At 63.7% G+C, this 19,589-nt stretch carries 19 protein-coding genes and 1 pseudogene; 4 read left to right on the forward strand and 16 right to left on the reverse strand.

The window, feature by feature from the left end; translation table 11 throughout:
• Positions 1-37: 37 nt before the first annotated feature.
• The gene (locus AC07YR_RS13305) at positions 38-454 is read right to left on the reverse strand and encodes a DUF6379 domain-containing protein (RefSeq protein WP_055806730.1); all 417 of its coding nucleotides are present in this window, start codon (positions 452-454) and stop codon (positions 38-40) included.
• Positions 455-523: 69 nt separating this feature from the next.
• On the opposite strand from AC07YR_RS13305, the gene AC07YR_RS13310 reads away from it, so the two are divergent.
• Positions 524-1,537 carry a restriction endonuclease subunit R gene (locus AC07YR_RS13310; protein WP_436057453.1) on the forward strand — a complete coding sequence of 338 codons (1,014 nt, stop codon included), beginning with the start codon at positions 524-526 and terminating at the stop codon, positions 1,535-1,537.
• A gap of 91 nt (positions 1,538-1,628) precedes the next feature.
• On the opposite strand, the pseudogene AC07YR_RS13315 reads toward AC07YR_RS13310, so the two are convergent.
• The 12 genes and pseudogenes from AC07YR_RS13315 to AC07YR_RS13370 all read right to left on the reverse strand — a co-directional run bounded on the left by AC07YR_RS13315 (position 1,629) and on the right by AC07YR_RS13370 (position 12,693).
• A pseudogene (locus AC07YR_RS13315) lies at positions 1,629-2,632 on the reverse strand (sugar phosphate isomerase/epimerase family protein).
• 13 nt (positions 2,633-2,645) lie between these two features.
• Positions 2,646-3,833, reverse strand: a complete 1,188-nt coding sequence (locus AC07YR_RS13320) for a Gfo/Idh/MocA family protein (RefSeq protein WP_494734245.1) — start codon at positions 3,831-3,833, stop codon at positions 2,646-2,648.
• On the reverse strand, positions 3,830-4,228 hold the full coding sequence (locus tag AC07YR_RS13325) for a C-glycoside deglycosidase beta subunit domain-containing protein (RefSeq protein ID WP_055806416.1): 399 nt from the start codon (positions 4,226-4,228) through the stop codon (positions 3,830-3,832). Before AC07YR_RS13325 ends, AC07YR_RS13320 begins: the two co-directional genes overlap by 4 nt.
• Positions 4,229-4,237: 9 nt before the next feature.
• Complete coding sequence (locus tag AC07YR_RS13330; RefSeq protein ID WP_494734246.1) at positions 4,238-4,513, reverse strand: hypothetical protein; 276 nt, start codon at positions 4,511-4,513, stop codon at positions 4,238-4,240.
• Positions 4,482-5,507 carry a sugar phosphate isomerase/epimerase family protein gene (locus AC07YR_RS13335; RefSeq protein ID WP_494734247.1) on the reverse strand — a complete coding sequence of 342 codons (1,026 nt, stop codon included), beginning with the start codon at positions 5,505-5,507 and terminating at the stop codon, positions 4,482-4,484. Before AC07YR_RS13335 ends, AC07YR_RS13330 begins: the two co-directional genes overlap by 32 nt.
• A gap of 20 nt (positions 5,508-5,527) precedes the next feature.
• On the reverse strand, positions 5,528-6,631 hold the full coding sequence (locus AC07YR_RS13340; RefSeq protein WP_055806423.1) for a sugar phosphate isomerase/epimerase family protein: 1,104 nt from the start codon (positions 6,629-6,631) through the stop codon (positions 5,528-5,530).
• A complete protein-coding gene (locus AC07YR_RS13345) occupies positions 6,628-7,023 on the reverse strand; it encodes a C-glycoside deglycosidase beta subunit domain-containing protein (RefSeq protein WP_436059306.1) in 396 nt (131 codons plus the stop codon). The genes AC07YR_RS13340 and AC07YR_RS13345 overlap by 4 nt, the downstream gene beginning before the upstream one ends.
• A 70-nt stretch (positions 7,024-7,093) precedes the next feature.
• Entirely contained in the window at positions 7,094-8,650 is a 1,557-nt protein-coding gene (carA, locus tag AC07YR_RS13350; RefSeq protein WP_055806425.1) for a c-glycoside 3-oxidase CarA, read from the reverse strand.
• Positions 8,647-9,423, reverse strand: a complete 777-nt coding sequence (locus tag AC07YR_RS13355) for a TIM barrel protein (RefSeq protein WP_494734248.1) — start codon at positions 9,421-9,423, stop codon at positions 8,647-8,649. Before AC07YR_RS13355 ends, carA begins: the two co-directional genes overlap by 4 nt.
• A gap of 125 nt (positions 9,424-9,548) precedes the next feature.
• Positions 9,549-10,385: a carbohydrate ABC transporter permease gene (locus AC07YR_RS13360; RefSeq protein WP_055806432.1), complete on the reverse strand. Its 837-nt coding sequence runs from the start codon at positions 10,383-10,385 to the stop codon at positions 9,549-9,551.
• A 2-nt stretch (positions 10,386-10,387) separates the two neighbouring features.
• Positions 10,388-11,347 carry a carbohydrate ABC transporter permease gene (locus AC07YR_RS13365; protein WP_055806435.1) on the reverse strand — a complete coding sequence of 320 codons (960 nt, stop codon included), beginning with the start codon at positions 11,345-11,347 and terminating at the stop codon, positions 10,388-10,390.
• A 53-nt stretch (positions 11,348-11,400) separates the two neighbouring features.
• Entirely contained in the window at positions 11,401-12,693 is a 1,293-nt protein-coding gene (locus tag AC07YR_RS13370; RefSeq protein WP_494734249.1) for an ABC transporter substrate-binding protein, read from the reverse strand.
• Positions 12,694-12,926: 233 nt separating this feature from the next.
• On the opposite strand from AC07YR_RS13370, the gene AC07YR_RS13375 reads away from it, so the two are divergent.
• The gene (locus AC07YR_RS13375) at positions 12,927-13,871 is read left to right on the forward strand and encodes a LysR family transcriptional regulator (RefSeq protein ID WP_055806438.1); all 945 of its coding nucleotides are present in this window, start codon (positions 12,927-12,929) and stop codon (positions 13,869-13,871) included.
• Positions 13,872-13,927: 56 nt separating this feature from the next.
• Here AC07YR_RS13375 and AC07YR_RS13380 read toward each other — a convergent pair whose 3' ends face one another.
• The 3 genes from AC07YR_RS13380 to AC07YR_RS13390 form a co-directional block, all read right to left on the reverse strand.
• Positions 13,928-15,406, reverse strand: coding sequence for a C-glycoside deglycosidase beta subunit domain-containing protein (locus AC07YR_RS13380; RefSeq protein ID WP_494734250.1), 1,479 nt, complete (start codon positions 15,404-15,406; stop codon positions 13,928-13,930).
• A 31-nt stretch (positions 15,407-15,437) separates the two neighbouring features.
• Positions 15,438-16,730 (reverse strand): C-glycoside deglycosidase beta subunit domain-containing protein, encoded by a 1,293-nt coding sequence (locus tag AC07YR_RS13385; RefSeq protein WP_494734251.1) that lies wholly within the window; start codon positions 16,728-16,730, stop codon positions 15,438-15,440.
• Between the two features lie 369 nt (positions 16,731-17,099).
• Positions 17,100-17,723, reverse strand: a complete 624-nt coding sequence (locus AC07YR_RS13390; protein ID WP_494734252.1) for a TetR/AcrR family transcriptional regulator — start codon at positions 17,721-17,723, stop codon at positions 17,100-17,102.
• Positions 17,724-18,035: 312 nt separating this feature from the next.
• Between AC07YR_RS13390 and AC07YR_RS13395 the strand changes: the two genes are divergently transcribed.
• Both AC07YR_RS13395 and AC07YR_RS13400 read left to right on the forward strand, forming a co-directional pair.
• Positions 18,036-18,761 (forward strand): SDR family oxidoreductase, encoded by a 726-nt coding sequence (locus AC07YR_RS13395; protein WP_494734253.1) that lies wholly within the window; start codon positions 18,036-18,038, stop codon positions 18,759-18,761.
• A complete protein-coding gene (locus AC07YR_RS13400; RefSeq protein WP_494734254.1) occupies positions 18,758-19,573 on the forward strand; it encodes an oxidoreductase in 816 nt (271 codons plus the stop codon). The genes AC07YR_RS13395 and AC07YR_RS13400 overlap by 4 nt, the downstream gene beginning before the upstream one ends.
• The last annotated feature ends 16 nt before the right edge of the window (positions 19,574-19,589 follow it).

Raw genomic sequence — 19,589 nt, forward strand, 5'->3', positions numbered from 1 at the left:
CCCGGAAAAAGGAACTGTCCCGACGCGGCCTGGCAGCTCAGGTCACGTCGAGGGACGCGCTGGGCACCGGTGCCTGGTCGGGATCCAGCCAGGCCTCCAGGCGGAACGGCAGGACCAACGGCGAGCCCGGGCCGGCGTGCAGGTAGGGCACCAGCAGCCGGAAGTCGACGGTAACGGCGTGCGCACCACGGTGAAGTTCGCGCCTGCCGGACAGGACCAGCCTGTCCTGCACGAACCACCAGCCGGACTCTTCCGGGAGTGCACCTGCCGGCACACGTCGCCTCCCCAGTAGCACCGTCAACTCCCCCGATGGCACCGCGACGCAGTCGACCTCCACTGCCAGGCCAGCCACGCTGGACAGAGGCATCGAGCGGATCCACGGAAGTCCCAGCCGGAGCTCAAAGCCTCCCGGCGTGGCCGTCAGCGCATCTTCGCGCAAAGCGGTTTGCAACATGGCTTCCATCCTTTATCCTAAAAGTGACATAAGTTTGTCAATAACAAGCATAAAGGGGAAAGCACCCAAATGGCCCCCGAAATTCCTCCCTACTGGACCCTCTGCGCCAGCTCGTTCAACTGGACTCCGGAGATCACCGCCGCCCGCCGAACAGCCCAGGACATTGTGACTGGCATAGCGGATTCCGTCACGAAAACAATCGAGCTCGAACCTGGCCTGCTGTGGCGGTCCTTTCCCGCTCCCCAGGATGTCGAGGTGGACGAACTGCGGGATTCCCTGGCCGCAAAAGGGGGGCGTGTCAGCATCGCTGGCGCCAGCCTCGACGATTTCACCTCACCCACGGCCCGCCGCTCCCTGCAGGAGCGCCTGGACTTCCTGGTCCCCCAGCTCCACGCTGCCCAGCGGGTGGGAGCCGACGGGATCCGCCTGCCGATCGGCCAGGCCGGCAAGGAACTGCTCACATTGCTGCAACCGTTGCTGCACGAACTCGACCTAGTGCTGTACGAGGAGATCCAAGGGCAGCAGACGCCCTGGAATCCCGCCGTAGCGCCAGCCCTCGATGCGATCGCCGGGTTGGGGGACGATCACGTGCGGGTGCTCGTCGACATCAGCATGCTGATGCCCGCGCTTCCGGTGACGTACCTTGAAGAACTGCGGCGGGGAGGAATTTCCCCGGAACTATTGGGGCGCCTTGAGAATGACTGGCGGGACCCCGCCACCCTCGACGCCGCGGTTGCCCTGCTCCGCGCAGGGAAGGTTCCGCCAGACATCCACACACTTTTTATGAACCTGCTCATCCGCTTCGGCCGCAGCGACCCCGCAGACCTGCAAGGCATTCTTCCCCTCGTGGGCGCCTTCCACCTGAAGTTCTGGGACCTGGACGACGACGGCCACCGGGTTTCGCAGCCGCTGAGCGACCTTGGCAGTCTGCTCAGCAGGGACGGTTTCACAGGTACGCTGACCAGCGAGTGGGGTGGTCACGAGTGGCTGCTGGATGACCCCACGGAGATGACGCGGCGGCACCTGGCGTTGGCGGGGTCCGCCCTGGCCGGGACAGCACAGGCCGGCCGCGCTGTGGTCTGACCTGCATACAAACGACGGCTGACACAGCGGAACGGCCGGCCCGGGAGTTCCCGGACCGGCCGTTCTGCTGTGCACCATATGGCGCTGTGCGCTACTTCGTGCTGAAGGCGGCGTCGAAAGCCGCTGCGGAGGGCTCATAGCTGGAGAGCCGGCGCACGAACGCCAGCGCTTCCGGGGCGCCTTCTAAGCGGTCCATGCCCGCGTCCTCCCACTCCACGGACAACGGACCGCGGTAATCGATGGCATTGAGCATGCGGAGGGCATCCTCCCAGGGCACATCGCCGTGGCCTGTGGAGATGAAGTCCCAGCCGCGGCGCGGATCAGCCCATGGCAGATGGGATGACAGCCGGCCGTTCCGGCCGTTGATGAGGCGCTTCTTCGTATCTTGCAGTGGACGTGGTAGATGCGGTCCTTGAAGTCCCACAGGAACCCCACCGGGTCGATGTCCTGCCACACCATGTGGCTCGGGTCCCAGTTCAGCCCGAAGGCCTCGCGGTGCCCGATCGCCTCCAGCGTGCGTTGCGTGGTCCAGTAGTCGTAGGCGATCTCGGAGGGGTGCACCTCATGGGCGAACCGCACGCCGACCTCGTCAAAAACGTCGAGGATAGGATTCCACCGGTCCGCAAAATCCTGGTAACCGGCGTCGACCATCTTTTCGGTGGCAGGCGGGAACATCGCCACGTACTTCCAGATGGACGATCCTGTGAACCCGGTTACCGTCTTCACGCCGAGCCTGGCGGCGAGCCGGGCCGTGTTCTTCAGTTCCTCGGCGGCCCGGCGGCGCACCCCTTCCGGATCGCCGTCGCCCCACACAACGTCCGGCAGGATGCCGCGGTGCCGTTCGTCGATGGGGTCGTCACATACGGCCTGGCCCTTGAGGTGGTTGGAGATGGTCCATACCTTGAGGCCGTGGCGTTCAAGTATGTCCAGCCTGCCCTGCACATAGGCGTCGTCATCCCACCGCCAGGGGTCCAGGTGATCACCCCAGCAGGCGATCTCCAGCCCGTCGTAGCCCCACTCGCCAGCGAACCGGGCCACCTCCTCGAACGGCAGGTCGGCCCACTGGCCGGTGAACAAGGTAATTGGTCGTGCCACGTGCATTCCCTCCCTATGCGGCCTGGACGGGGACGCCAGCAGCGACGCGTGTCCAGGCGGAATCATTGTTGGAACTGCGCTCGACGGCGTCGAGCACGCGCTGCACCTTCAGCCCGTCAGCAAACGTGGCATGAGGATCGGTGCCGGACACAATACCCTCGACGAGGTCCTTGACCTGGTGGGAGAACCCGTGCTCGTAGCCGAGCATGTGGCCAGCGGGCCACCACGCCGAAACGTAGGGATGATCAGCTTCCGTGACCAGGATCTTCCGGAAACCCTGGCGGTCGGCGGGTGCCGTGCGGTCGTAGAACTGGACGCTGTTAAGGTCTTCAAGGTCGAAGGCCAGCGCGCCTTTGTCCCCCGAGACCTCGATCTCCAGCGTGTTCTTACGGCCCGTGGCAAAGCGTGAGGCCTCGAACGATGCGAGTGCTCCTGATTCGAAGCGGCCGGTGAAGATGGCGATATCATCCACGGTCACGCGGCCCTTGCCGACACCGGCAGTACCGGACAGACCCGAACCGGAGTCCAGGAGTGGCCGCTCCTTCACGATGGTGTCGATAACCCCGGACACCTTCTCCAGCTTCAGGCTGGTCACGAACTGGGCCAGGTCGATCGCATGGGCTCCGATATCCCCGAGCGCACCGGAACCAGCGTATTCCTTCTGCAGCCGCCACGCCAGCGGCATCGCCGGGTCCACGAGCCAGTCCTGGCGGTAGGAGGCGTGCACGTGGTTGATCCTCCCCACGGCACCTTCGGCGATGAGGTTGCGGAGGAACGTGACGGCCGGAACGCGGCGGTAGGTGAACCCCACCATCGCGCGGATGCCCCGGGCGGCCGCCCGTTCGGCGGCCTCGGCCATCGCTTCGGCCTCCGCCACCGTGTTGGCAAGCGGCTTCTCGCACAAAACGTGCTTCCCCGCCTCAAGGGCAGCGATCGCAATCTCAGCATGGGAGTCGCCGGGAGTGACAATGTCGACGACGTCGATATCGGCCCGGGCAATTACTTCACGCCAGTCTGTGGCCGACTCCGCCCAGCCCCATTTGCTGGCGGCGGCAGCAACGGCGTCGGCGTTCCTGCCCACAATAACCGCCATTTCCGGCTTAGCCGGCAGGTCGAACACCCGCGGTGCCGTACGCCACCCCTGCGAATGGGCGGCACCCATAAAGCCGTAGCCGATCATGGCTACGCGGAGCATCTTCATGCGAGCACCACCTTCCGCTCAACCGCCACCCGGTTGCCCACGTAGCGCATGGGTGCGATCTGCATGTAGAGCAGGCGAAGCGTGAGGATGACTTCGACGTCGATCTCCTCGCCATCATCGGGGATCCGGTCCAGCGGGATGATCACTTCCGGCCTGTCCGCGACAAACCAAAGCGTTTCCCATTGCTCGGGAAGCTCCGCGATGGAGTAGGACCTTCCCTGCAGTTCGAAGCGGAGGGAGTCCTTGGGGATCTGCACGCCGTTGACTGTTGCCGCGACGTCGTCGACGGCGGACAGCCAGAGGCTGCGGTACCAGGGCAGTTGCACCGACACGGCAATGCCCTCCGGGTGCCTGCGGACGTCGGTGTCCTGGAACAGGGAATTGTGAGTTGCCATTGCTTTTCCTTACTTGAAAGTGTCGACGAAGGTGTCGTGGGCTGCGGGTGGCACGGGGTCCGGCGTCTGCCGTGTAGAGGGACTGTAGTCGATGTACCGGCCAGCGTTGGTGTAACGTGCCCGCACGCCCGGAGTGCCGGGCTTGACCCATAGCGGGATGATCCGCTCGTCCTCGACGGCGTTGTGCAGGTACATGTAACGGCTGAACGGGTTCTCGATGTCGCCGCGGTCGGTGGAAGACGTGAACCCCTCCTCAGGCCGGAACGACGGCGTCTTCGATGGCACGCCGCATGAGCGTGTGCTGTTTCTTGACGAGATCGATCGGATCGGATTCGCCAAGGTCAGCGAAGGCATGCCCCTCCCACTCACTGGAGAGGTAGCCCTGGTAGCCGCCCTCGACGAACTGCCGCACAATCCTGGGAATGTCCATCGCTGGCTCATTGCCGTTTTCGTCGATGTCGTAGAACTTCGCGTGGACGTGGAAGATCTGCGGCATGATGTCCAGCCATTCCTCCGGCGGAACCAGCCCGTGCATATTGAAGGCCAGCCTGGTGAACGGGCCCAGGCGCGCGGGGTCGAAGTTGTTCGCGTTGAGGTAGTCCTCGAATTCCTGGTTGCGTTCCTGCATCGGCAGCGGCTTGCGCCAGATGTCCTGCATGACAGCAAAGTGCTCCTCGGGCAGCCCCATCTGCGTCAGCGTGCGGAACAGCGTCGGGGAAAGGCTGTGCATGGTGGAGCTGAAGTCTGCCGTGAAACCGAGCCGATCGCTGCCCAGCTCCGCGTACATTTCCCGGATCTGCAGGATCTTGGGATCGTTCGGGCCCTGCGGTGCATGGATTTCGTAGCCGAGCTTCTGGTCGTACTTCTCTGCCAGCGGAAGCAGCCGGCGGAGCAGTTCCTTGCCGGCGGAGCGGATCACCACGCGATGGAAACCGAGCCTGTTGGCTGTGCGCAGCTGCGCGGCGAAAAAATCATACTCCTCGTCCGGCGTCATGTCCCGGTCCTTGCGGCGGCCCATGTCCAGGTTGGTGCCCACTGCGCTGGGGGTGAGGCCGTAACGGTCCATGCTGTCACGCCACAAACGAACGAAGTGATCATCGACGTCCGGGTAAGTGCGCAACATCTGGGCGATGTTGAACTCGACGCCAGGACCCAGACCTTCATCGGCCACAGCCTTGATCAGGGTCTCCGGGGTGTAGAGTCCGGCGGCGAACTCCGAGGTGAGCGAATAGAGTGTGATGCCAAGCTCGATACCCGAGCCTGCGATGCCTTCTGTCATATTTTCTGATTCCTTCGTTGTCAGCCGCGGACGGGCTGGGCGAGGTGGCTGTTGAGGATGCGGCGGGCTTCCGAGGCGTCCGTGATCATGGCCGAGCCGGCGTTGACGGCGGCTGAACGCTGGACGGCCTGCTCGCCGCGGATGATACTGAACGGGTCCTGCCAGTTGTTCCAGTGCCAGCCTTCGTATTCGCTGGAGATTGCGCCGGAGTAGCCGTTCTCGACCAACTGACGGACCAGGGCACGCACCGGTACAGAGGGCTCTTCGCCGTTCGCGTCGATCCCGAAGAACTTGCCGTGCACGTGGCGCACCCACGGCATGATTTCAAGCCAGGTGTCAATCGGTGCAGGACCGAAAAGCCCGGTTCCGTTGATGCCAAAGTCGATGCCCAGATCGGGCCGGCCGTTGCGGGCCGCCAGGCCGATGAAGGCACCGAACCGCTCGCCGTGGACCTTCTGGGTGTTGGGCGGCCCTTCGGCGTAAAAGCCGTTCCACAGGTCAACCAACTGCCGCAGCAGCTCCTCGGACGCACCGCGCCGGCGGTAGGCCTCCAGCAGCGACGGAGCGAAGCCCGTAACGGTGGCACCCCAGTCGGCGGTGAAACCAAGCAGGGGGGAATCCAGCTTCTCGTAGCGGTCACGCAGGGCCAGGACGCGTTCATGAGCGCCATGCTGGTCCGCATGGACTTCCAGGGCCAGGGTCACACCGTACTTCTCCGCCACGGGCAGCAGGCTTTCCATCGCGTCCGGCGTCAGCGAAATCTGCACCCGGGCGATCGGGAAGCCGAGCCTGGCGGCTACTTCGATCTGCTTCCTCATGTATTCGACCAGCTCGTCGTGGTTCATGAGGCGGTCCCGGCGGATGCCCGTGTCAACGTTTACTGCAAGCGAGGTGGGAACCAGGTCCACCTCGGCGACAAGATCGCGGAACTGCCCGACGAAGTTGTCATCGATCCGGTCCGGGAAGCCCCGCAGGCTGGAGAATCCAATGACTTCGAGCCCGGGACCGAAGCCTTCGGCCGCGACTTTGCGGATCAGGCCGTCGAGCTCGTACTGCCGGGCATGGAAGGCCCGGGTGAAGCTGTAAAGGGTAACGCCCTGGATGGGAGTGCCGAGGCTGGTCATCGCTGTGCCACCTTCATGGTCTTGGTGTCGTGCTCTTCGATGTGCAGCACGCCGTGGTCGGTGATGATGTACGGGATGTAGAGCTTCAGGTCCACGCGGACCTCGTGCTCGGAATGGTTTTCCGCCACGGGAAGGTCGCCGGAAAGGACGGCCGAGTCCAGCGGAAACCACCACTCGCCGGTCTCGTCCACGAGCTCCTCGAAGCTGAACGTGCGGTTGTTCATAGTCCAGCGAAGCGAGTCCTCAGGGGCGGCAACGCCGTCCACTGTCAGTGCGGCTCCCGCGATGCACGAGCCCGGCAGGGCCCGGTACCAGGGGATGCGGACCTCCACGGCGGTGCGGCCGTCCTGCGTAGTAAGTGTTCCCTGCTCGATAATGCGGTCGGCGATCATCGAGACCTCCTTGTCTGCGGCATGCATTGCCTGCGCTTGGGTGAAGGGGCGGGCAAAAGCCACTTCTTCATTATTTAGACATTCTATTGTCTGATTCAAACATAAGTAAAGACCTGCTCAGACCTGCTGCGATGCGGCGTGCCCCGCGCACTGCGAGCGCCACGGCCGTCAGCGTTGGATTGCAGGCGGTGGCGGTGGGGATAACGCCGTTGCCGGCCACGAAAAGGCCGGGAACTTGCCAAACCTGACTGTCCGGGGAACACACACTCTCGCCGTCGTCCTCCGCGCCCATGCGCGTGGTGCCCTGGTAGTGCAGTGATGCTCCCGGCGGGAGGACGAAGGGGCGATCGTCGAGCGGTTCCCCCACCGCCTTGCCCAGCCGGACAATCTCCTGCTTGGCACGCTCCAGCACGTCGTGGTCCCGCTCGGTGAGGCGGTAATGGATGCGCATAGCAGGCATCCCGTAGGAATCGCGGGCGCCGTCGTCGAACGCCACCCGGTCCGCCCGCTGCAGGTCCTTAGCGCAGAACAGGCCCAGCCCGACGATCGATCCCGGGATGATGGGGTCATCCTCGGCCAGCGGGACGGGGGACGCATCCAGCTGCATGACCTGGCCGTGGAACGGCGCTCCGTCAGTGTACGGAACCCACGACACACCACTCTGTTCGCTAAGCGCACCACCCGCGGCTGCCGGGGCGTGATCGGCTTCGACGTCGCGCAGCCTGCTCGCGAAGACCACCTGCGCCTGGTCGTTGAGGTAGCGGCCCAGCGCGGCGGGCCTGATTCCGGAGGCCCACAGCAGTTGGGGCGTGCGCAGGGCATCCGCCCCCACCACAACGTAACGGGCGGACACGTGATGGGTCCCGCCACTGCGCCGGTCCTGGATTTCTACGCCGGCGGCAATGCCATCCTCCACCAGCACGCGGGTGACCAGCGACTCATCAAAAAGCTCAAACTGCGGGTTTTCGCGGGTCACGTCCCCCATCACGACGTCGGAACCTGACCATACGAGGCCGCCGTCCTCCCGCCGGTGCACGGCGAGCGGCATGGGCTGGACGCGGTAGGCCGGGTCCCGCCCCTCATCAACCGCAACCGTGAGGCGTTCGCGGACGAGTTCCGCGAACGGGGCACCGTCAAAAGCGTGGGTGGTGACGCCCAGCAGCCGATCTGCGTCGTCGAGCAACTGCTCCAAGTCGGGCAGGAACACGATGCGTTCCTGCCCGCCCGGGCGCGGGCAGGCGGCCGTCCAATGGGCAGCCATGCCGCCTACGTTGCTGGACATGGCCGCGACGGGCATCCCGTCCTCGCCGGGAAAGGCGTAGCCGTCCTGCAACAGGTAAGTTCCGGGCCGGGCCCGGCGCTCCCCGCTCTTGACGGCACCGGGTGAGTTCACCGTTTCGGCGCCCGCTCCCGGACCTTCCGAGGCCCGCTGGGCAAGGCTGCGGCGCTCAGGATCATCGATGTTCTTGACGTGCGACCCAGGAGGGTCGCTGACCGTGGGGCCCACTTCGAACATCGCGATGGTGGCGCCGGGCGCTTCCTCGCTGAGGATCCGTGCGTACGCCGACGCCGTGGGTCCGCTGCCAACAATGGCGACGTCGACGGCGGCGGGGTACCTGCTGCTCACCGGCCCGCCACCAGTTCCTGGATCCACCGGACGGACTTTGCCGAGTCTATGGTCGGGTAATACTCGAGCCCGACGGGGCCGGCGTAGCCGCTGTTCCGCAGGTCTGCGAGCCGGGCAGGCCAGTCGATGGATCCCGATCCGGGCTCGCCGCGTCCCGGCGCATCAGCGATCTGCACGTACTTAATTAGGTCGCCGGCGTTGGAGAGCTCGGCGGCCACATCCTCGCCCTCCACAGTTGAGTGGTACAGGTCGTAGAGGACCCCGAAGAATGGCGAGTCCACTCCCCGGGCAATGTAAACGGCCTCCGAGGTCCGGTCCAGCAGCGCGCCGGGGTGGTCAACCCGGACGTTCACCGGTTCGAGGACCAGGGTGATGCCGGAGCCCTCAATGTGCGCGACTCCGCGGGTGAATATCTCGATGAGCTCGTCAAGCTGGTCCTGCCGCTTGCGCCCGCCGAACCCGGTGCCGCTGCCCACCACGATCCGGGGGCAGCCGAGCTGCTGCGCTACTGCTACTCCGGCGTCAAGCCCCTCATAGAAGGGTTCGTGGTTACGGGGCGGGATCATGAACTGCATCCGCGGTTCCGCCAGCTGGGCGGTGAGCTGGACTCCGGTTTCCTGGAGCGCATCCTTGAGGGCGGGGATGTCCTTGCCGGTGGGGCCCCACATCTCCACGGCGTCAAAGCCGGCAGCTGCTGCAGCGCGTACCCGGTCAGCAGCGCTTTCGCCTGCTTCTGAAAACAAAAGATCGACATTGGGCGCAAGTTGAAACATGCGGGCCTCCTGGAAGTTGAAAGGGTTGATTGAGAATTGGGGTTGTCGCGGACCGGGTGCACCGTTTTTGGGCGTAGAGGATCGCCACGAAGCGGGGGACGCTGCGCGGTTGTCGCTTGGGCGGGTCAGCCTTTCAGGCCGCCGGAGAATCCCTGGATGAAGCGCTTCTGCGCGAACAGGAACAGCGCCAGCATGGGAATCATGGACACGATCACGATCGCAAAGATCGAATTCCACTCCGACACCAGGGAACCGATGTAGTAGTACATGGCCACCGGCAGCGTCTGGTTGGCCGAGCCGCCCAGGAAGATCAGCGAAGTAAAGAAGTCGTTCCAGACGATGAGCCCGGCGAAGATGGTGACCGTTCCGGTTGCGGGAGCCATCATGGGCAGCACCACCTTCGCAAAAATCTGGGACCTGCTGGCACCGTCAATGGTTGCCGCTTCCTCGTAGTCCGTGCCGAGTCCCCGGAAGAAGTTGGAATAGAGGAAGATCGACAACGGCAGGAGCATGCCGGTGTACAGGATGATCAGGCCCCACGCCGATCCCGTGAGGCCCATGGCCCGCGCACCCATGTAGAGGGGCACTGCGCCGAGCTGGCCGGGGAGGATGATGGCAATCAGGAAGAGGTAGTACGCACCCTTGCTCCAGCGGCGGGTGCTGCGGGAGATGACGTATCCGGTGATTGAACCGAGCGCGATCAGCCCCACGATGCTCCCCGTGGTAATGATGATGCTGTTCACCAGGCCAAGAACAACGTTTGAGTTGCCGGTGGCGGTCAGGACCGCGACAAAGTTGCTGAAGTCTGGGCTTTTCGGCAGTGCCAGGGGCGACGTGGTGTACATCTCGCTGTCCGGCTTCAGGGCCGTGGTCACCAGGAAGTAGAACGGCGCCAGGAAGATCAGCGCCAGGGCCCAGAGCCCAATTTCGCGGAGAAGGGTGAGTTTTGTGTAGCGGAACATGGTTAGTCCTCGGGGTTCGAACGCGTCAGCCGCTGCTGGATAACGGCGAAGAACAGAATGATGGCAGCAAGCACCAGGGCAAGGGCGGCACCGCCGCCGAAGTTGCCGAGCGCAAACGCCTGCTTGTAGACCTGCGTGGCCAGGGTTTCGGTGGCACCGGCGGGTCCGCCGTTCGTCAGGGCCATGATCGGATCGAAGACCCGAAGCCCTTGGACGATTCCCAGCGTGGTGGCAATAGCGATGGCAGGGCGGATAGCCGGCAGCGTGACGTTCCGGAAGCGCTGCCACAGGTTTGCTCCGTCGATGGCGGCCGCCTCCTCGACTTCCACCGGGACGCTGGCAAGTCCGGCCATGAAGATCACCATGGCGAAGCCGGTTGACCCCCAGACAAGGACTACCAGCACTGTCCAGATAGCCCACTGCGGGTCGGCGAGCCATGGTTTGGCGAGGTCGCCGGCGCCGATGGAGGTGAGGAAGACGTTGATGGGGCCGTCGAAGTCGAAGATGTACTTCCAGACGTAAGCCGTGGCCAGCGGACTGAGCACCACGGGCATAAAGAAGAGGGTGCGGAGAATGTACCGCGTCTTCAGCATCCGGTTGAGGCCGAGGGCGATGATGAGCCCGCCCACGTTGCCGAGTAAGACTGAACCAAAGGCCAGGAACATTGTGTTCGTCAGGGCGCCGAGCTTGGTGGGGTCCTTGAAGATGGCTTCGAAGTTCTGCCAGCCCACAACTTTGAACGAGCCGATTCCTGTCCAGTTGGTGAAAGCGAAGAAGCCGCCGATACCGGTTGCCACGTAGTGGATGGCGATGACCAGGACAATCCCGGGCAGCGCCCACCACCAATGTCCCAACTGCAGGCCCGTGCTCCGGGGGCGGGGTTTTTCGCCCGCCCCCGGAGTGCGCCTGCCTCGCAGGGGTGCTTTAGCTGCTTCGCTCTTCGGTTGCATCGTCGCAGTCATGGTAATCCTTGCTTGTCCCTTTGAGTCGTCGGAACTGTGGTGTTCTGAAACTGTCACTGTCCCCAGGCGGTATCCATGGCCTGGAGTACCTGATCGGCAGTTTTCTGTCCGGTGATAAGGCCCTGGACGCCGGTGGCGAGGGCGTCGTACACGGCGGAGTTGGGCCACTGGCTGTTCGGCAGCGGGCCGTACTTACCGTTCTTGATGAGATCGCCGACGTTCTTGTAGGCGCCACCGTTGAAGTCATAGCTGTCCAGGCCGGTGACCGGCAGGGCGCCATCGATTTCTGCGAAGGCCTTGGTCTGCTCAGGCTCTGCCGCCCAGTCGAGGAAGGCCTTGGCGGCATCCTTGTTCTTGGACGCTGCGTTGATGGAAAACGCGTAGTTCGCACTGGCGTACACGAAGCCTTCGGAGCTCGCCTCTGCCGGGAGCGCCCGCACATTGAATTCGGAGTCGGCGGCTGCAGTCTTCAGCTGCTTCCAGCTGGGGCCCGGAATAAAGCCGGCAACCGAGGTACCGCTGGCGAGGCCCTTGGTGATGGCGTCGAACCCGGCACCAGCGGCGCCCTTCTGGAAGCAGCCCGCGTCGTTAAGCTTGCTGACCGCCTCCAACGATGCTTTCCAGCCGTCCGAGCCGGCGAATGTGGTCTCCTTGGCGGCCCGCTTTTCATTCCACTTCGGGTCCTCGGCATAGACGCGGGACGCAGCGAGGGACATCGCCATCAGACCGGTGTTCGGAGCAGCGGAGCCAGCCAGCGCAATGAACGACTTGCCGGACGATGCGAGCGACTTGCACTGATCCTCGAGGGACGCGAAGTCTGATGGGAAATCCGAAATGCCGGATGCTTTGGCAGATGTTTCGTTGGCCACCAGACCAACCACCGTGATCTCCGGCGCCTGGCCGTAGACCTTTCCGTCAGTCCCAAAGAGAGCCTCGCTACCCTCGGGAACCAGTTCCTTGGCGGCGGCATCCAGCGGCTCCAGGAAGCCTGCCTGAACGAGCGGCAAAATGCTGCGGCCGGTGCCGGAACCCGGTGAGGTCACTACGACATCTGACGCGTTTCCGGCTTGGAGCTGGGTGCGGAGTGTCTGGTCGTAAGAGTCATTGGGCTGCGGGTTGAAGGTGATCTTCACGCCCGGATTCGACGCCATATACTTCTCAGCCAGTACCTGGAAGGGACTCTCAATGGTGTTGGAGGTGGCAAACGACAGGGTAAATTCCTGAGCGCCTCCTGTGGGGGAGCTGCCGCTGGCGGGGGCCGAACAGCCGGTGAGGACGAGGGCTGCGATCGTTGGTACTGCGAGGGCGCCGACCTTCAGAGCCGAATAGCTACGGTGCTGTGTCATGTCCAGCCTTTCTGACTTCATTGTCTAAGAATTCCGGGGGCCGTGACCCCGGTCACTCATCAGTATGCAGGAGATGTGCCGGAAAAGCACATAAGTCTTGCCGATGACAGACATAAGTTTCGCTGGGGTCACTAGGCGGACATTGCATAGAAACGGGTGATCTCCATCATCCAAAGTATCGATGCCGCTGATACACTGGCTGACTTAGCTCACCGTTGAAAGAATGTCCCACCGTGACGAACCATGTCCTGCTTTCCCGGCTTGACCTGAACCTGCTGATCTCGCTGGATGCGCTCATTACGGAGCGGAGCGTGACGAGGGCGGCAGAGCGGCTTCACCTGAGCCAGCCCGCACTCAGCGCATCGCTTGCGCGGCTTCGGTCCCACTTCGGAGACCCCATCCTGGCCCGCCGCGGCAATGCGTACGAGCTCACGCCATTCGCGCTGCGGCTGGCGGAGCACACCACCACTGCGCTCGAGGCTGCGCGGCGCGTCTTTGAGAGCCAGGCAACATGGGAGCCCAGCGAGTCCGAGCGGGAATTTTCCATTTATGGCTCCGATTACGGCTTCACCACCATTGGCCGGGTCGCCTCCGAGCTTGCAGCCGAGCGCGCACCGGGAGTCCGGTTTCGCTTTATGCTCCACAACCCGATGGTGGTGGAAGATGCCGCTAACCGTCTTCGTTCCGTGGACGGCATGGTCATTCCGCATGGCTTCCTCAGCGGGCTCCCCTACCTGGACCTGTGGAGGGACGGGTGGGTGGCTGTCGTCTCCTCGTCCAATGCTGCCGTCGGCGAGCACATCACCATGGAAAACATCGCCGAACTTCCCTGGGTGATGACCTATCAGACACGCTCAGCGTCAACGTCGGCGGAACGGCAGATCACGCAGCTGGGCGTCGAGCCGCGTGTGGATGTTGTGGTTGAAAGTTTCCAGTCCTTGCCGCACTTTGTGGTGGGGACCAACCGGATCGCAATGATCCAGGCGGCGCTGGTGCCGTTCGCGGTGCGTGTAGGGGGCGTGCGAATCCTGCCACTGCCCTTTGATGCCACACCGCTTGTTAATGCCCTGTGGTGGCACCCCGTACACAACCGGGACTCCGAGCACGAGTGGATGCGGAGCCTCTTCAAAGAGGCCGGGGACATCGTGGCGGCAGCCGCGACGAAGCAAGTCAATTAAACGCCTCGATGCCCGCCGCATAACAGGCGGACATCGAGGGATCTACGGCTTGCAGGTCAGGCTGAGGTCAACGCCCTGCGCATACTCCTGCGGATAAGGTCGTGCTGCCTCCGGACCAATAGCAGCGGGTCCACCTCGCCGAGCTCAGCGAAGGCGTGGCCTTCCCACTCGCTGGACCAGTAGCCGCGGTAGCCGCCCTCGACGAATACCCGGACGAGTTCCGGATAGTCAATGGCGGGCTCGCTCCCCTGCTCATCGATGTCGTAGAACTTCGCATGGACGTGCATGATCTGGGGCATGATGTCAGCCCACTCCTTCGGGCTGACATGGCCGTGCATGTTGAATGCCAGGTGCGCGAAGGAGCCAAGGCGTGCAGGATCAAAGTCCCGTGCCCGCAGGTAGCCAATAAACTCCTCCTGCCGCGCCCTCATCGGGGCATCGGTGGACCAGATGGCCTGCAGCTTCTGGACGGCTTCGTCGTCGAGCCCGGCACGGCGGACAGCGCGGAGGAGCGTCGGAGACATACTGTGCATGGTTGAGGAGAAGTCAGCCACGAACCCCAGCAAGGGTGAATCAAGCTCCGCAAAAACGTCCCGGACCTTCATGATCTCCGGGGAGTTCGGCCCAAGGGGCGCATGAATCTCATACGCAAGCTTGAGCTCAAGGTTCTCGGCGAGTGGAAGGAGCCGGCGAAGCAGTTCGGGTTTGGCGCTCTGGATGCGGATGAGCGGAAAACCGAGCTGCTTGGCGCCGCGGAACAGCGTCTCGGTGAACTCGTATTCCTCATCCGGGGTCATGTCGCGGTCGCGGCGGCGGCCCATATCGAGGTTCGCGCCAAAGGAGCTTGCGGTGAAACCGTGTTTGTCGAAGGCCGCGTGCCACGAGCGTGCGAAGTCATGGGTCACATTGGGATAGGTGGGCAGGACCTGGGATGCCACGATTTCAATGCCGGGGCCAATGCCCAGCTCGGCAACTCGGTTCAGCAGGCCATTGAAGTCGTACCAGCCTGCCCGGAACTCGGCACTCGCCGAGTACAGGGTAAGCCCGAGGGAGAACGGATCCTCCTCGGCCTTCGGCGGAGCCGGAGTGACCGCCGTCGCCAGCTCCGGTGCCGCCGAAGCCCTGTCCGTGGCGGCGAGGTCCAGCGTCTGGTTCACGAAATTGGGAACGTACATGCCGGGACCCCCGTCGGTTCCGGGGGCAATCTGCATGTAGGGCAGTCGCAGTTCCCCGATGAGCTGAACGGAGTGCTGCTCACCGAGCGCGACCGGGTCCTGCCTTTTCACAATGAGCAGGGGATGGTCCTGGAGGTACCAGAGGGTCTGACTTTGACCCGGCAGGTCCGGGAGCGCATAGCGCACACCTCCCAGTTCCAGGGACAGGTCCTCGGCGGGGATGTCCTGGCCGTCAACGGTAAGCCTGAGGCTGGAGACCGAGGAGAGCCACAGGCTCCGGTACCACGGAAGTGTCAGGGCCAGGGCGAAACCCTCGGGGTGGACGCGGAGGCTTGAATCGTCAAGAAGTCCGTTTGGCATGGTTGTTCTCTTCGCTGGGAGGTGGAATGGGTCAGGTAAGTTCGGAGGTGATGCGGCGGATCAGGGCGTGCTGGCGGCGCACTTGTTCGACGGCCCGCCACGGGGTGCGTTCGCCTTCGTATTCACTGGAGAGGTAGCCGGAGTAGCCGGAGTCCTTGAGCGCCTTGAGTACGGGCAGCCAGGGAATCTGCTGGTCTTCCAGCTGCTCGTCAATGTCGTGGAACTTCGCTTGGATAAACACCACGTACTGCGCGATGTCCGCGAAGTCGGCAGGATCGACGCCGATGCCGTCAAGGAAGGCCGGCCTCGTCTCGCGGGTCTCCCCTTCGCGCAGCGGGATCGGCCGGTCCTGGAAGATCCCGGTGTCAATGAGCAGACCGAAGTTCTTGGTTCCGGTCCGTTCAATGAGGCTGATGTAGTCCTCGACGACGGGGTGTTTGATCGGCGTGGGCGAGTGAATTTCCGGGCAGATGATGATCCCCAGCTCGTGGGCCAGATCAAGGGATCGTTCCACGGACTCGGCCCAGATGGGATCCGGGACCAGATCACTGGACACCACGCCGATCTTGGGGCGCACGAACCCGAAACCCAGTTGGCTGGCAAGCCTCAGGTCGCGCTGCAGGGCCGCCGCACCCTCGGCAACGGTCATAGTACGGCCCGGGTGAAGCCGCGTGTCGATCCAGGAGCCGTAGCTCGTTGGCTCCAGTGAGTACTTCTCCAGCAGGCCGAACCACGTATCGATCCAGGCGCCAGAGGGTTCCGGATAGTTGGGAATGTGTCCCTCGCCGAGGATTTCGACGCCGGCGGCACCTACGTCCGCGACGGCGGCCAGCGCTGACTCCAGGTCCAGGACGGTGCCGTAGTCACCCATGAAGCTGTAGAGGGAAACGCCGTACCGGAAGGTGCCTTCGCCGCCTTCCGGCGCGAGCGTCACCTTGCGGCTGACCCGGTAGGTGCTGGGCTGATGCTCCACCGGGATATAGGACATGCGTAGCCGCAGCTCAATAGAGAGCTCGTGGACGCCCTGTGGCAGCCCGCCGTCGAAAGGAACGGTGACCACCGCGGCTTCCTCAAGGGGCCAGCGCACGCCGTCACTTTCCCACAGCTGCTGCAGCGTGTAGGTCTGCCCGCCGAACGTCCACAGCGGAACGTCAGGGCCGACGTCAACGACGTTGCCTACGCGTACGGCGACGCCGTCGATGAGGGACGCGGCCATGCCGCGGTAGGAAGGCATCCGGAGGCGGAACTGAAAGCCGGTTACGCGCCTGCCGTCAGTAACATTCCGGAAGCCAACGGACTGGATGAGGTCTCTTTCGAGAAGCATCGTTGCTCACTCTCTCTAGGTTCCGAACCAGCCTAACAGCATTAGGTAGGTTTACGACTTAAGTCTGTGAGAATTCGTCCTAACTCGCGGCGAGCTTGACGAACGAACATTCGCCTCCTGGGACTACAGGGCTCGACGGTGGGATCTGGCGGGTTCACAATCCAAGTTGCAGCCATTCACGCAGCGCGCCACCCGGGCCACGGGCGGAAGGAATCGAGCTCGTTGGGCGGACCCCCGAACGGGCCCAACGCCCGCTTCGAAGACCCACGCCCCTGCGCCGCCATTGTGGACGCCCGTAAACGGCAGATCCCCAGTTCATGGCGCGATTGCGGCGGCAGGTCTCCGCGGCGCGAACGGTCGTGGATCAGCTCAATCAGTCGGTCGGCCCGTTCCACCTGTGGGCAAGAGAACGCAGATCTGCCCTGAGATCTCCGAGAGGATTTCGTCAACGGACCTGGAGATGTTGATCGTGGCCGCCATACTGAGGAACATTATCGCGGAGACTATGTGTGCCAGCCTGGCAGCGTTCCGAGGCTCGATCCGGGGGTCCCGCGTCAGCACGTCGGCAATCGCCTCCTCGGTCTGAGCGGTGAGGGCGAGGGCTTCGCGGTGGTGGGGTTCGTCGGGATCCCCGAACACGATCTCGCGCAGGTAGGTTCGGCCGTTTTCGATCTGCTTTCGGTTGCACTCCACCACGGGGCGAACGATCGCCATCACGGCCTCTAACACATCCGGGATCGCCTCGGCGGCCGTCCTACCCGTGACGAGCGCATCGGCGTAGGTGGAGTTCTGAACGAGCAGGAGCAGCTCCCCCTTGGTCTTGGCGTACAGGAATAAAGTCCCCGTGCCAATGTCAGCCCTGTCGGCGATCTGCTGGGTTGTGACTTCATCGACACCATGTTCGGCGAAAAGCTCTGCTGCGGCGGCCGTGATGCGGTCGAGCTTGTGCTGCTTGTTCCGCTCACGTCGGCCTACGGGTTGGACGACTGCCATTACGTGTTCTCCGGGGAATAGAATCTGACCATGCTCAGTTATGAGCATAGTCGGTACCGTGTGGGCTCAGTAGTTTTTATTGTCCCACAGCGGCCGAAAGGGGCCTATCGGGTGGTGCTAACGATCTATCGAATGGGAAGGACCACGCTCATGAACATGTCCTCTCTCTGGCACCCTCCCACGCCTGATCAGGTGCCATTAAGCCGCAGGCCCTGGCGGCTCCCCTTCAAGCCAGGGCGGGCGGCCCCCTCACCATCAACCCCATCCGCGCCGACCCGTGCGCATTTATCTCAAACAAGAAAGTCCAAGCAAATGCCCTCACTCAATGGAGTAGTCGTCCTCGTCACCGGAGCGAACGGCGGCATCGGAACGCACTTCGTGCATGACGCCCTCGCCCGCGGTGCCAGCAAGGTCTACGCCACTGCCCGCACCCCCCGAACCTGGGAGGACGAGCGCATCGTCCCCCTCACCCTCGACGTCACCGACGTCGCCTCGATCGAGGCAGCCGTCTCGGCAGCCGGCGATGTCACGGTGTTGATCAACAACGCTGGAGCCTCGGTCGCCAGCCCGGGCATCCTCACCCACACTAACGAGGAAATCCGGACCAATGTCGAGACGAATTTCCTTGGCCCGCTGTTCCTCGCCCGCGCATTTGCACCGGTCCTTTCAGCGAAGGATGAGTCGGTGATCATCGACATCCACTCCGCCATGAGCTGGTACGCCGTCGCCGGCATCTACAGTGCCACCAAGGCAGCCCTCTGGTCGGCCACCAATTCTCTGCGCCTGGAACTGGCCTCCGAAGGGGTCCACGTGGTGGGCGTCCACGTGGTGTGGGTCGACACTGCGATGGCTGCGCACACCACCGATCCCAAGACGGACCCGGCCGATCTGGTCCGCACCGTATTGGATGCCGTGGAAGCCGGCGAATACGAAGTTCTGGCCGACGAGACATCCGTGCAGCTCAAGGCCGCCCTGAGTGGCCCGGTCGAGGCACTCTACCCGGCGTTGCAGGGCACAAATTCCAAGAGCCAGTCATGACAGAACCTCGGCAGGTTGCGCTGGTAACAGGTGCTTCCTCTGGCATCGGCAAAGCGGCAGCGATCGCACTCGCGGCCGCGGGTTTCCAAGTGATCGGAACCGGCCGCAACACCGTGCGATCCACCGCTCCCGCCGGGGTGACCTACCTCGACCTCGACGTGACCAGCGACGAATCGGTCGCCTCGGTGGTCAAGCACGTGATCGACCAATTCGGGAACATCGATTTACTCGTTAACAACGCCGGCGTGGGCGCCACCGGCGCCGCCGAGGAGTTCTCTCTCGCGCAGACGCAGGACGTTTTCGACACCAACGTCTACGGGGTGATGCGGATGACCAAGGCGGTCCTGCCGTACATGCGCGCCCGACGACGAGGACGCATCATCAACGTCTCCTCCCTCAGCGGGTTCGTCCCCAGCCCGTTCATGGCTGTCTACGTCTCGACCAAGCACGCCGTGGAGGGCTGGACCGGGTCGCTGGACCACGAGGTCCGCGAGCACGGCATCCGGGTACTGCTCGTCGAGCCCGGCCCGATCAACACCCCGTTCGCAGGCCACAGCGTACAGGCCGACACCCCCATGCCGCTCTACGCGTCGGGACGGCGCACCTTCGACGAGGTGCTGGCGAAGAATACCAGCGGTGGCGACGATCCCGCCGTCGTAGCCAAAGTGATCGTCGCGGCGGCCTCAGACCGGAACCCGAGACTTCGGCGCACCGCCGGCTCGACGGCGGCAAGCATCAGCGCGCTGCACCGCGTCCTGCCGGCCCGAATCTTCGACCGCATTGTCCGCAGATTCAACCGGATGCCGAGCTGACGCTCACGTTCGAACT

The organism is Arthrobacter sp. GW460-12-1-14-TSB2 (assembly GCF_059423525.1).